Source organism: Streptococcus sp. KHUD_014, from assembly GCF_051106275.1.
In the GTDB taxonomy this organism is placed as follows: Bacteria; Bacillota; Bacilli; order Lactobacillales; family Streptococcaceae; genus Streptococcus.
In genome coordinates, this window is sequence record NZ_CP193666.1 from 1,755,809 (window position 1) to 1,767,697 (window position 11,889).

Below are 11,889 nucleotides of genomic sequence, written 5' to 3' on the forward strand. Positions count from 1 at the left end.
ACTTTCTACAATAACTTCTTCTGCTCAAGATTTTCTCGAGTCGAGCTTGGTTCTGGATTGCCGAATTGCTCTGCCAAACGTTGACTCCAAGTTGTAGTCGCACGCGCACCTGCATACTCAGTCTGTACACGGTCATAGGCTTCGATTGCCTCAGTTGACTGCTCTTGGTATTCTTCCTCAAAGACAACATTCTCTAGTGGCAGTCTTGGTTTTACATCATGCTGTTGATTTGGCACACCGAGTGCAATCCCAAAGACTGGATAGGTATAGTCAGGAAGCTTGAACAATTCTGCTAACTCAACAGACTTGTAACGCACCAAACCGATAATCACTCCACCATAGCCTAGGCTTTCTGCCGCAAGCAAGGCATTTTGTCCAGCCAAAGCCGCATCTACCGAAGTGATGAGGAGTCCTTCCACCCCTTGAGGTTGGAAAACATCCGTATGGAGACGAGCCCCTTTTTCTGCACGGTTTAGATCACCAACAAAGAGAAGAAAGGCTGCAGACTGGCGAATCGCTTCCTGAGGAACTAGCTCAAATAAAGCGTCCTTCTTTTCTTGACTTCTGACAAGAATGACCGAGTAGGATTGGAAATTTTTCCAAGAAGAAGCCATTTGGGCAGCTGTCAAGATCTCATTCAAGTCTGCTTGGGGAATCTCTTGCTCTTTAAATCTACGCACTGAAGTGTGAGCCTTCATTAATTTGATTGTTTCTGTCATCGGCGGTTTTCTCCTTCAAGTCTTGTTTCCTCTGCTAAATAACGAATGCGTTCCATGACGCGTCTAGCTTCCCAGGTTTCGTCATTTCCGTTTTTCCCTTTAGCGAAATGCTTCTCCAAATCTTCAAAGTTGAAATTGGAGGTGAAAAAGGTTGGCAAATCTTCCTGCATACGATATTGGAGAATGACCTGCAGGATCTCGTCACGCACCCAAGCTGTTGATTGCTCGGCACCAATATCATCCAAAATCAAGACTTCAGCAAGCTTAATCTCATCCACCAAGGTCTTGACATTGCCATCACCGATGGCATTTTTGACATCGATGACAAAGCTCGGATAGTGGAGGAGCGTTGATGAAACACCACGTTTTTCTGACAAATCATGAGCTAGGGCAGCCACCATGAAACTTTTACCCACACCAAAGTCTCCATATAAGTAGAGACCTTTTCGAATAGCTGGATATTGCTCCACAAAGTCTAAAAGCTTTTCAAAAACTGGCAAGCGCCCCAAATCATCCAAGTCTACTTGAGCTAGGCTAGTTTTTTTAAGACTAGCTGGAAGATTGATTAGCTTGAGACGGTTTTTAATCGCCGCTTCTTTTTCTGCCGCGATGAGCTCTGGAGTCTCTTCATAAGAGACATCCGCATAGCCATGGTTCATGACTAGGATAGGCTTGTAGCCACGCGCGATATAGTCTGTATCTCCTCGGAGGAACTTATCTCTCTCAGTGATATATTGGTTAAACTTGGAAATACTACGGTTTAACTCCTCCTGACTGAGAGATTCTTTTTGGATAAAGGCCGCAACATCAGGGTCTTTCACAATTTGCTGGACCAAATCCTGATACTGAAATCGGCTTGGTTGACGCTTGAGTACGTCTCCGACACTTTCCATCTAGTCTCCTCCTTTTTCTAATCGAGCTAACATTTCTTTTTTCTTACGTTCTAGTTCTAAGCGAGTTTCTTCGCTGGTTTCATTCTTATATTCAGGATTGCTCCATTTAGGCACATTGGTTTTTGCTGGGGCAGTCTGATTCTGCTTTTGCGTTTTTGCTTTTTGGCCACGTTCACGAATTCGGAGGACAGCCTCCTCGGCACTACGAATATTTTGATAGGCGTAGTCATTAGCCACCTTCATGGCGTATTTTTCATTGATATTGGCTGAATCAACCTTATTAAATGTTAGGAGCAAGATAACATTGATCACTTCATCCAGCAAACCCAAGGCTGCCATCTGCTGGAGCAGGTCCCGTTCAGTCTGAGTAATACTTCCCTTGCGGGTCTGCTTAATCTCAGCAAGGAACTGCAAGGCTGTCTTTCTCTTAGCCTCTCGGATAATGGTTGCTTCCTTGGGACTAAAGTCAGAAGTCACAGGCTTTTGCGCTATCTTTTCGCGGATGCGTTTGACAGAAATCACTTGCGACACTGCTGTCGCTTTGGCTACTTGATAGGTTTCAAACCAGGTCCACTTCTGCTCATCAGCTATTGCAAACAAGGCCAAAACATCCGAAGTCTCATCTTGAAAACGAAGACCATCGCGAGCCATAATCTGACGGAAATGCTCCAAATCAAAATCATCTGCTAGAGGCTGACTGCTAGAGGTTTCTTGACTCGCAGACTCGGATAACTGAGGAAAGATTTGACTCAAGAACACCGAGATAGGTTCCCCTTCAACACTTTCCTGTCTCATGGCTGCAACCGCACTATCCCCAATCATTTTTTCTAACAAGGTCCGATAAACTGTATGTTGTAAAAATTCTTGAGTTGATAAGGGAGGATGGATTAACAAGTTATAGGCCTCATCCTGCTGATAGAGGGTCACCAATTTCATGGCTGTCAGAGTTTTAAAAGCCTTTAAAAGACTATCCATCCCAAAATTCAGATGATTGAGCATGGCTGCAAAGAGATGTTCCTTTTGACCACCATCCCAAAAAGTCACAGCATAAAGATAGAGGCTCAGCGCCTCCTGACCGATAATCGGGAGGTAGCACTGCACCATTGATGAGGTATCTTGCGACACCCGATTATTCTTTACAAAAGAAAAACGGTCATTTGGCTTCATTTATTTTTCCTTTTTCTTTTTAGAGGATTGTGTGATCTGTTGGAGTAGGCTTTCAAGCTCACTCACATCCTTAAAGCTACGGTAAACACTGGCAAAACGTACATAAGTAATCTCATCGAGCTCTGCCAACTCTTCCATAACCAAGGAACCAATATCCTCACTCTGAATTTCATTTTCATTGCGACTACGGAGTTTTTGTTCGATGCGATTGACCACCATGCCAATCTCATCACTAGACACTGGACGTTTCTGGGCTGAGCGAATAATCCCGTTAAAGATTTTATCTCTTGAAAATTGTTCCCGTGTACCATCTTTTTTTACCACAACCAGTGTTCTCTCTTCAACACGTTCATAGGTTGTAAAACGATGCTGACACTCTTCACACTCACGTCTTCTTCTGATTGTATTTCCTTCTTCAGCCTGACGACTATCGATCACACTTGATTTTGTAGCGCCACATTTTGGACAACGCATGCCTTTCCCTCCTTGTCGTTTTCTTTTCATTATACCATTTTTTAAGAAATTCCCAAAATAATTCTCCTTTGGGCTTGACAAGTTTTTTGTTTTGTTGTATTATTGAATTAACACAAAGGTAATTAGAAAGGAGATCGTGATGTCTTGGACATTTGATAACAATAAACCCATTTATTTGCAGATTATGGAGAAAATCAAATTACAGATTATTTCCCATAAACTCGAGCCCAATCAACAGCTTCCAACCGTTAGAGAATTAGCTAGCGAGGCAGGGGTCAACCCCAACACCATCCAGCGTGCCCTATCGGACTTGGAGAGAGAAGGCTTCGTTTATACTAAGCGGACGTCAGGACGCTTTGTCACAGAGGATTTGGACTTGATCCTCCAATCCCGTAAGCAACTGTCAGAAGAACAGCTGCAACAGTTTGTAACAGGCATGGTAGAATTTGGTTATGAAAAAGAAGAACTACCGACTGTTTTGAGAGATTATATTGAAGGAGTTTAAACTATGACTTTGTTAGCATTAGAAAATGTGTCAAAATCCTATGGAGCAAGTCCTGCTCTTACAAATGTTTCCCTTGAAATTCCAGCTGGAAAAATCGTTGGTCTCCTTGGCCCAAACGGTTCTGGAAAGACAACCTTGATTAAACTAATCAACGGCTTACTACAGCCAGAGGAAGGGCGTATCCTTATCAACGGCATGGAACCAAGCCCAGCAACTAAGGCTATCGTTTCTTATCTCCCTGATACGACCTACCTCAACGAGCAGATGAAGGTCAAGGAAGCTCTCACTTATTTCAAGACCTTCTACCAAGATTTTAATCTGGAACGTGCTCAAGGTCTCCTTCGTGATCTTGGCATCGATGAGAATAGCCGTTTCAAGAAACTCTCAAAAGGGAACAAAGAAAAGGTTCAGTTGATTCTTGTCATGAGTCGCGATGCTCGTCTATATGTGCTTGATGAACCAATCGGGGGTGTAGACCCAGCAGCTCGTGACTATATCTTGAACACCATTATCAACAACTACTCTCCAACTTCGACTGTCTTGATTTCGACCCACTTGATTTCAGATATTGAACCAATCTTGGATGAGATTGTCTTCCTAAAGGATGGAAAAGTCGTCCGTCAAGGAAATGTTGATGATATTCGCTACGAGTCTGGAGAGTCTATCGACCAACTCTTCCGTCATGAATTCAAAGCCTAGTTAAAGGAGATTATTATGTTTTGGAATTTAGTTCGTTATGAATTTAAAAATGTTAACAAATGGTATTTAGCCCTCTATGGTGCTGTACTGGCACTTTCTGCTCTTATAGGAATTCAAGCAAGGACTTATAACGATATTCCTATCAAAGAAAGTCAACCTATTCTACTTATTTTTCTAGCACTCGTGTTTGGTGGCCTGATGATTACACTTGGGATTTCAACCTTAATTTTGATCATCCGTCGCTTCAAAGGCAGTGTCTATGACCGACAAGGTTATCTCACTTTAACCTTGCCAGTTTCCGAACACCAGATTATCTTGGCCAAACTCTTGGGGGCCTTCATTTGGTCTCTCATCAGTTCAGCAGTCTTGGTTCTGAGCATTTATATCATTCTTGTGATCATTGAGCCTAATTCTGTTAATTTCCTTGCTTTCAAAGACTTGTTCCAACAGTACCTAGACAGTATCGGCTTATATCTAATTTCATTCATCCTTAGCACAATTTCAGGAATCCTCTGCATCTACTTGGCAATCTCTATCGGACAACTTTTCAATGAATACCGCACAGCACTCGCGGTTTTAGCCTATATTGTTATCCAGATCGTGCTCGGTTTTGTCGGTCTCAACCTTCGCATAGATACTAATTTCAATATGATGCTTACATTTGAAATCTTTACGGATTTAATCCTAATTGCTGGATTCTACCTCGGTACTTACTATATCTTGAAAAATAAAGTTAATTTGCAATAAAAAATGCCCAGCTACTAGAGCTGGGTTTTTGCGTTAACTTAAAATCAAATTAGCTACAATAGGACTCACAAATACATAGAGAATTCCTGTAACACCGATGGCTAGTCCTCCCATAGCACCTGCAACTGGTCCATAACGAAAGGCCGTTCCAGTTCCAACAGCGTGACCTGTTCCACCCAGGGCTAGCCCAACAGCAACTGGATCATCTATTTTTAGCCATTTTAGAAGTGTTGGTCCGATAACGCTGGTCAAAATACCAGTCGCTACGACAACTACTAGAGTCACAGTAGTCAAACCTTGCAACTTTTCTGTAATCCCTACTGCCATAGCGGTCGTTACTGACTTAGGAAAGAGGGAAATAGCTAGGAAAAAGTCCATGCCAAAGATTTTTGCGACTAGGGCTGTAAAAGAAGTATTGACGATGACAGCTAGGAAGCTCCCCAGCAAGATACTTCTGACATGATGCTTCATCAAGTGGAAACTCTTATAGAGGGGAATTCCTAGAGCCACTGTTGAAGGAACAATCAAGTTATTAAGATAAACCCCACCTTGGTAGTAGTCTTGGTAGGAAATGCCAGTCACTTTCAAAAAGATAATAATAAAAATAGCTGATAACAGTAAGGGAGTCGTTAAGGGATGAGGATAGCGTCTGAAAATCATCATTCCCCCAAGATAGACTAAGATTGATAAAGCAATCCCAAATAGGGGATTGGATACAAATTCGCTCATTTAGCACCTCTTTCTTCGTAGTCACCTTCATAGCGTTTTTTGATAAATTGAACCACAAGCGCAATCAAGATGATATTAATCACTGCTGCAAAAAAGACAATCAAGACAATCGGCAGAAGATAGGGAGCAATCACATCAAATTTTTCCATAATTCCAACCGCAGGAGGTAGAAAGAGAATGGTCATGTTGGCTAGGAGAAAATTTCCAACCATGTTGACATGGCGAATGCGCAGCCACTTGAACTGCAAGGCAAGAAACAGAATAATCAAGCCGATGATACTTCCTGGTATGGGCAAATGAAAAAAACTGGAGATTCCTTCACCGATTAGAGAAATCACAAAGAGAATCATTAACTGAACATATAACTTCATTGTAAACTCCACAAATAGACTTTCTGCATACCAGTTTACTCTTTTTTCAGAAAATTTCAAGGAAATATATAAGAAACATCCTTCTTGCTATCCAAGCCAAAAAGGTGTATACTAATTGCGTGCGCAAGCATCATAGATGCACTAGTATGATTACACTTTTATAGTGGGAAAGGAGATGGACATGACTTACTTAGAAAAATGGTTTGACTTCAACCGTAGGCAAGTAGAGCTAGAAGCTATTTTAGAAGAGACCATCGCTGAGCAGAGTGAACAAACCTTGACACTCAAGGAATTTTACCTCTTGCACTTTCTAAATCAGGCTGAAGGCAAATCCCTACGACAAATCGACTTGCCAGACAAACTCCACCTGAGTCCTAGTGCTGTTTCACGGATGGTGGCTCGCTTAGAAGCAAAAAACTGCGGTTTACTTAGTCGGAGATGCTGCGACCAGGACAAGCGAGCTAGTTTTATCTGCCTGACAAGCGAAGGACAGACTACCTTGGCTTGTTTACAAACAGCTGTTGAAGAAAGCTTAGCAAGAAAATCAAACTGGTTGGCCTAACATATTTTTTTAAAAAACTTGCGTGCGCAATCATTTTTCTTGACATTCCTTTTTTCAAGGAGTAAAATGAAAACATGATTTAGCAAAGGAGAATCCTATGATTGAAATCACCTATCTTGACGCCAGCAAGCAAGAGAGAACCATGACCTTCGAGTCATACGAAGAATTTGAACGTTCTCAACAGGCCTGCCTGATTGGTGTCGCAGACTACTACCCCGTCCAAAAAGTAACCTACAAGGGGCATGATTTGGACTACCATGGGACTTATGGAGATGTTTTCTTCTATCTCATGAAACAAGATTTAAGCCAATATAACTAAAAAGGAGAAATACTATGGCAAAAGCAATTACAGACGCAACATTCGAACAAGAAACTAAAGACGGATTGGTCTTGGTAGACTTCTGGGCAACTTGGTGTGGCCCATGTCGTATGCAAGGTCCAATCTTGGACAAATTGTCTGAAGAACTTTCAGAAGATGTCTTGAAAATCGTTAAAATGGACGTTGATGAAAATCCTAACACAGCTCGTTCATTTGGAATCATGTCTATTCCTACTCTTCTTTTCAAAAAAGATGGACAAGTGGTTAAACAAGTTGCTGGTGTTCACACAGCAGAACAAATCAAAGCTATCGTTGCTGAATTAAGCTAATCAAAGGAGAGACCAAGTGCATTCATTTGGTCTCTTTTTTCTTGCCCTTTGCCATTTTTCAAAAAATATGCTAGACTGTAACTAGAATATTACGATGTTTGGGACATGCCATCGCTAAAAAAAACCTCTACTTGGTATTTTTTAGCTCCCTCTAGGGAGCTTTTTGCGTGCTCTGAACATTTCCCATTTTGGAAGGAGTACTTATGAAACGTCAATCAGCCTTGGTCGTCTTTAGCGGCGGTCAAGATTCAACAACCTGCCTTTTCTGGGCCAAGCAACATTATGAAAGGGTCGAAGCCGTTACCTTTGCCTACGGTCAACGCCACCATTTAGAAATTCAAGTCGCCAAAGAAATCGCTGAGGAACGAGGAATTCGTCATCATATCCTAGATATGTCTCTGCTAGGACAAATTACTGAAAATGCCTTGACTTCAGATTTAGAAATTGAGCAAAAGGAAGGAGAGGTACCTAATACTTTCGTCGATGGTCGCAATCATCTCTTTCTGTCCTTTGCGGCAGTTCTTGCCAAGCAGCGGGGAATCACAGATATCGTAACTGGTGTCTGCGAAACAGACTTCTCAGGTTATCCTGACTGTCGAGATGTCTTTGTCAAATCACTCAATGTGACCCTCAACCTTGCCATGGATTACGACTTTGTGATCCAAACACCTCTCATGTGGCTAGACAAGGCTGAAACTTGGGAATTAGCTGACCAACTCGGTGCCTTTGACTACGTTCGTGAGAAGACCTTGACCTGCTACAATGGGATTATCGGTACTGGTTGTGGAGATTGTCCTGCCTGCCATCTACGCCAACATGGTTTAGAGGTTTATCTCTCTCAGAAAGGAGAGGTCTGATGTTTTTTGCACCCAAAGAAATCAAACGAGAAACCGGGGAATCTCTTGTCTACAATCCTCACAGAACCTTAGTCTCAAAAGAATTTACCTTCGATGCTGCCCACCACCTTTTTCACTATGAAGGAAAATGCAAATCCCTACACGGTCACACCTATCATCTGCAAATCGCTGTCAGTGGATTTTTAGATGAACGTGGCATGACCTATGATTTTGGGGATATCAAAACTATTTACAAGGACTACTTAGAACCCCACTTGGATCATCGCTATCTCAATGAAACCCTTCCCTACATGAATACGACTGCTGAAAATATGGTTTACTGGATTTTCCAAACCATGAGCCAAGAGTTGCCAGACGAGCGCGGTCTCCGTTTGGAATATGTTCGCCTCTATGAAACTCCGACTGCCTTTGCAGAGTTTAGACGGGAGTGGTTAGATGACTAAGGAACGTGTCCTCAAACTACCAGTTCTGGAAATTTTCGGCCCAACCTTTCAAGGTGAAGGTCGTGCTATTGGGCAGAAAACCATGTTTGTCCGCACTGCTGGTTGCGACTACCACTGCGACTGGTGCGATTCCGCCTTTACTTGGGATGGTTCTGAAAAACCAACTCGCATGACAGCTGATGAAGTAATCGCTGAGTTAGACAAACTAGGAAGCTACGACTATGTCACCCTATCTGGGGGAAATCCTGCTATCCTAGCAGCCAATATGGCTCAACTGGTCACCAAACTCAAGCAACGTGGTGTCACTCTTGCCGTTGAAACCCAGGGATCTCGCTGGCAAAATTGGTTAAAAGACATCGACCAGGTCACTCTGAGCCCCAAACCTCCTTCCTCCAAGATGGAAGTCAACTTTGAGACCTTGGACTTTATCGTTTCCCAACTAGATCCAGACAAGGTCACCTTTAAAATCCCTATCTTTGACGATGCAGATTTGGCCTTTGCCAAAGGGATTCAAGAGCGCTACCAACCAGATGTTCTCTTTTTATCGGCTGGAAATCCTGAGCCCAAGGCTACAGGCAATATTATCCAAGACCAACTGGACCGCCTCAAAGAACTCTGGGAACGCATCGCTGCCGACGATAGCTGGGGCAATGTCCGCGTCCTTCCTCAACTCCATACCCTTCTATACGACAACCAACGTGGTGTTTAAAATTAGAAAGAAAAAATCATGTCACAACAAGAAGAAATGAAAAACCTTAGCCTCCTCGGCAACAAAGAAACCAACTACATTTTCGAATATCAACCAGAAGTTCTCGAATCCTTTGACAATCGTCATGTGGAAAATGACTATTTCATCAAATTCAACTGTCCTGAATTTACCTCACTGTGCCCAATCACTGCGCAGCCAGACTTTGCGACTATTTATATTTCCTACATTCCTGACAAGCTCTGTGTCGAGTCAAAATCCCTCAAACTCTACCTCTTTAGCTACCGAAATCATGGGGATTTTCACGAAAACTGTATCAATACCATCGGGAAAGACTTGGTCAACTTGCTAGACCCTCGCTATTTGGAAGTCTGGGGAAAATTCACTCCGCGCGGTGGCATCTCAATTGACCCCTACTACAACTACGGTAAGTCTGGAACTAAGTATGAAGGCTTGGCAGAACAACGCCTCTTCCAACATGATCTCTATCCAGAGAAAATCGACAACCGCTAAACTCATACTCAATGAAAATCAAAGAGCAAACTAGGAAGCTAGCCGCAGGTTGCTCAAAGCACTGCTTTGAGGTTATAGATAAGACTGACGAAGTCAGCTCAAAACACTGTTTTGAGGTTGCAGATGGACGCTGACGTAGTTTGAAGAGATTTTCGAAGAGTATCATACGAAAAAGCCCTGTTCCTCAAGCTGAGGAGCAGGGCTTTTTGAGTTTCAATTATTCTTCAGTTCCAAGGAAGTTTTTAGCAACAAGAGCTGCAAGAACTCCACCAACGATTGGTGCAAGGATGAAAATCCAAACTTGTTGAAGTGCTGCGCCACCTACCAATACAGCTGGAGCCAAGCTACGAGCTGGGTTTACTGAAAGTCCAGTGATGTTCAATCCAACAAGGATCATAGCTGTCAATGACAAACCGATCACCAAACCAGCGATTGCGCCATTCCCTTTGCTTGCTGAAGTTACAGTCATAATCACCAAAACAAACAAGAATGTTGCGATTGTTTCAAACAAGAAACCACCAAAGACAGTTACACCGTTTGCCAAGGCATTTTCACCAAGACTTGCAGTTGACATTCCTGAATTTGCCAAGAGGAAGAGTACAGATCCAGATGCAAGGAAAGCACCAACTACTTGTCCGAGGATGTAGTTTACAAGCTCTGAAGATGACAAACGTTTGTTAACAAACATAGCGATAGAAACAGCTGGGTTCAAGTGAGCACCTGAAACAGTTCCGATTGAGAAGGCTGCGACTACGATTGCCAAACCAAAAGCAAGAGCAATCCCAAGGTGTCCAAGTCCTTCAACACCATTTCCAAAAACAACGGCTCCTGTTCCGATGAACACAAGCATAAAAGTACCGATTAATTCAGCAACAAATTTTTTCATGTTAAGTCTCCTTTTTTCAAACTATGTATCAGTCTATCAGAAGAAGGAAAGGGTTTCAAGAAAAGTGCTTGGAAACTTTGTGTAAGTTTTCACATTCAATAGTCGAAATCTAATATTGAAAAGATTGAATTGCTTCTTTCAAGTCATCTTGTAAACTATTTCTCTGGTCGAGTTGGACATAGACTTCTAAGAGACAAGATCTAAAATTGGAAAATTTATAAAAATCTTCCGTCTCTTCTATCGGGAAATCAAGTGACTTTATCCAAGAGGCTAGTGTCGCTTGATCCACCTTGCCTTGCAAAATAGGTTCATAGATCACTCTTGCTAAACGCCAATCCTCATCATCTGTAAAGCGAATTGAAATTCTTTTAAATAGTTGGCCAAGTATCTCAAATACTTCATGAACTCTGTTTTTAGGAAAGTCTGGATGACAAACCACCTCTGTCAGTAAATCGGCTCCATGTGCAAAAGCATGAACCCAACCATACTGACTTGAAAAACCCGTTGTATCCTTTTCTTTTGAAAGATAATACAAACCTTGATTTAAAAGGACATTACGAATTCCTGCTTTTAATCTCTGATAGAAAATCGATTGCTGGTTGGCATCTGCAGACAAGAGATTTGCATAAATAAGCGCCCTAAAAGAACGTTCAAGGGTTGACAAGCCTGCCTTATCAATCTCTTTATATAATCCTCCATCAGATGAAATCCCTTCAGCAATGAAATAAAATTGTTTCTGTGTAAATAGCTCTTCCTGAATCCCTCTAGCAAAGCTTGTAAAAACAAGGTCATCGCGAATTTCTGGAGAAGGATCTCCCAAATGATCAAGTAGCCACTGGATTTCTTCCTGGTTATAACTTGGTTTTTCTTTTATTACTTTTCTTTTCAATTCTGGATACATCTGCCCACCTCTTTTTATGAGTTGTCAAAAAATCATCCGCAGATGACTTTATATTAAATTCTTAAGGAA

At 42.1% G+C, this 11,889-nt stretch carries 18 protein-coding genes; 10 read left to right on the forward strand and 8 right to left on the reverse strand.

Annotated elements, in window-relative coordinates:
* Window positions 1-5: 5 nt before the first annotated feature.
* Genes ACORHT_RS08495 through nrdR form a run of 4 tightly spaced genes read right to left on the reverse strand, consistent with a single transcriptional unit; the run spans window position 6 to window position 3,253 of the window.
* Entirely contained in the window at window positions 6-719 is a 714-nt protein-coding gene (locus ACORHT_RS08495) for an NADPH-dependent oxidoreductase (protein WP_434350024.1), read from the reverse strand.
* A complete protein-coding gene (dnaI, locus tag ACORHT_RS08500) occupies window positions 716-1,612 on the reverse strand; it encodes a primosomal protein DnaI (protein ID WP_434350025.1) in 897 nt (298 codons plus the stop codon). The genes ACORHT_RS08495 and dnaI overlap by 4 nt, the downstream gene beginning before the upstream one ends.
* Window positions 1,613-2,779 carry a DnaD domain protein gene (locus ACORHT_RS08505; protein WP_434350026.1) on the reverse strand — a complete coding sequence of 389 codons (1,167 nt, stop codon included), beginning with the start codon at window positions 2,777-2,779 and terminating at the stop codon, window positions 1,613-1,615.
* Window positions 2,780-3,253 (reverse strand): transcriptional regulator NrdR, encoded by a 474-nt coding sequence (nrdR, locus tag ACORHT_RS08510; protein WP_049549025.1) that lies wholly within the window; start codon window positions 3,251-3,253, stop codon window positions 2,780-2,782.
* A 139-nt stretch (window positions 3,254-3,392) separates the two neighbouring features.
* Here nrdR and ACORHT_RS08515 point away from each other — a divergent pair, with 139 nt between their 5' ends.
* Genes ACORHT_RS08515 through ACORHT_RS08525 form a run of 3 tightly spaced genes read left to right on the forward strand, consistent with a single transcriptional unit; the run spans window position 3,393 to window position 5,204 of the window.
* On the forward strand, window positions 3,393-3,758 hold the full coding sequence (locus tag ACORHT_RS08515) for a GntR family transcriptional regulator (RefSeq protein ID WP_000119157.1): 366 nt from the start codon (window positions 3,393-3,395) through the stop codon (window positions 3,756-3,758).
* Between the two features lie 3 nt (window positions 3,759-3,761).
* Window positions 3,762-4,457 carry an ABC transporter ATP-binding protein gene (locus ACORHT_RS08520; RefSeq protein WP_049549024.1) on the forward strand — a complete coding sequence of 232 codons (696 nt, stop codon included), beginning with the start codon at window positions 3,762-3,764 and terminating at the stop codon, window positions 4,455-4,457.
* 15 nt (window positions 4,458-4,472) lie between these two features.
* A complete protein-coding gene (locus tag ACORHT_RS08525) occupies window positions 4,473-5,204 on the forward strand; it encodes a hypothetical protein (RefSeq protein ID WP_434350027.1) in 732 nt (243 codons plus the stop codon).
* Window positions 5,205-5,237: 33 nt separating this feature from the next.
* On the opposite strand, the gene ACORHT_RS08530 is transcribed toward ACORHT_RS08525, so the two are convergent.
* On the reverse strand, window positions 5,238-5,933 hold the full coding sequence (locus ACORHT_RS08530; RefSeq protein WP_434350028.1) for an LrgB family protein: 696 nt from the start codon (window positions 5,931-5,933) through the stop codon (window positions 5,238-5,240).
* Window positions 5,930-6,304, reverse strand: coding sequence for a CidA/LrgA family protein (locus tag ACORHT_RS08535; protein WP_000781321.1), 375 nt, complete (start codon window positions 6,302-6,304; stop codon window positions 5,930-5,932). Before ACORHT_RS08535 ends, ACORHT_RS08530 begins: the two co-directional genes overlap by 4 nt.
* Before the next feature lie 181 nt (window positions 6,305-6,485).
* On the opposite strand from ACORHT_RS08535, the gene ACORHT_RS08540 reads away from it, so the two are divergent.
* From ACORHT_RS08540 to queF, 7 genes are all read left to right on the forward strand, one after another.
* Window positions 6,486-6,866: a MarR family winged helix-turn-helix transcriptional regulator gene (locus ACORHT_RS08540; RefSeq protein WP_434350029.1), complete on the forward strand. Its 381-nt coding sequence runs from the start codon at window positions 6,486-6,488 to the stop codon at window positions 6,864-6,866.
* A 97-nt stretch (window positions 6,867-6,963) separates the two neighbouring features.
* Window positions 6,964-7,185: a DUF4649 family protein gene (locus tag ACORHT_RS08545; RefSeq protein WP_000570260.1), complete on the forward strand. Its 222-nt coding sequence runs from the start codon at window positions 6,964-6,966 to the stop codon at window positions 7,183-7,185.
* Between the two features lie 14 nt (window positions 7,186-7,199).
* Window positions 7,200-7,514: a thioredoxin gene (gene trxA, locus ACORHT_RS08550; protein WP_001029584.1), complete on the forward strand. Its 315-nt coding sequence runs from the start codon at window positions 7,200-7,202 to the stop codon at window positions 7,512-7,514.
* 203 nt (window positions 7,515-7,717) lie between these two features.
* The gene (gene queC, locus ACORHT_RS08555) at window positions 7,718-8,371 is read left to right on the forward strand and encodes a 7-cyano-7-deazaguanine synthase QueC (protein ID WP_434350030.1); all 654 of its coding nucleotides are present in this window, start codon (window positions 7,718-7,720) and stop codon (window positions 8,369-8,371) included.
* The gene (gene queD, locus ACORHT_RS08560) at window positions 8,371-8,814 is read left to right on the forward strand and encodes a 6-carboxytetrahydropterin synthase QueD (protein WP_434350031.1); all 444 of its coding nucleotides are present in this window, start codon (window positions 8,371-8,373) and stop codon (window positions 8,812-8,814) included. The genes queC and queD overlap by 1 nt, the downstream gene beginning before the upstream one ends.
* Window positions 8,807-9,523 (forward strand): 7-carboxy-7-deazaguanine synthase QueE, encoded by a 717-nt coding sequence (gene queE / locus ACORHT_RS08565; RefSeq protein WP_434350032.1) that lies wholly within the window; start codon window positions 8,807-8,809, stop codon window positions 9,521-9,523. Before queD ends, queE begins: the two co-directional genes overlap by 8 nt.
* A gap of 18 nt (window positions 9,524-9,541) precedes the next feature.
* Window positions 9,542-10,033, forward strand: a complete 492-nt coding sequence (gene queF, locus ACORHT_RS08570; RefSeq protein ID WP_434350033.1) for a preQ(1) synthase — start codon at window positions 9,542-9,544, stop codon at window positions 10,031-10,033.
* A gap of 217 nt (window positions 10,034-10,250) precedes the next feature.
* Here queF and ACORHT_RS08575 read toward each other — a convergent pair whose 3' ends face one another.
* Window positions 10,251-10,919, reverse strand: a complete 669-nt coding sequence (locus tag ACORHT_RS08575; protein ID WP_434350034.1) for an MIP/aquaporin family protein — start codon at window positions 10,917-10,919, stop codon at window positions 10,251-10,253.
* Window positions 10,920-11,028: 109 nt separating this feature from the next.
* Entirely contained in the window at window positions 11,029-11,820 is a 792-nt protein-coding gene (locus ACORHT_RS08580) for a DUF2785 domain-containing protein (RefSeq protein WP_434350035.1), read from the reverse strand.
* Window positions 11,821-11,889 lie beyond the last annotated feature (69 nt).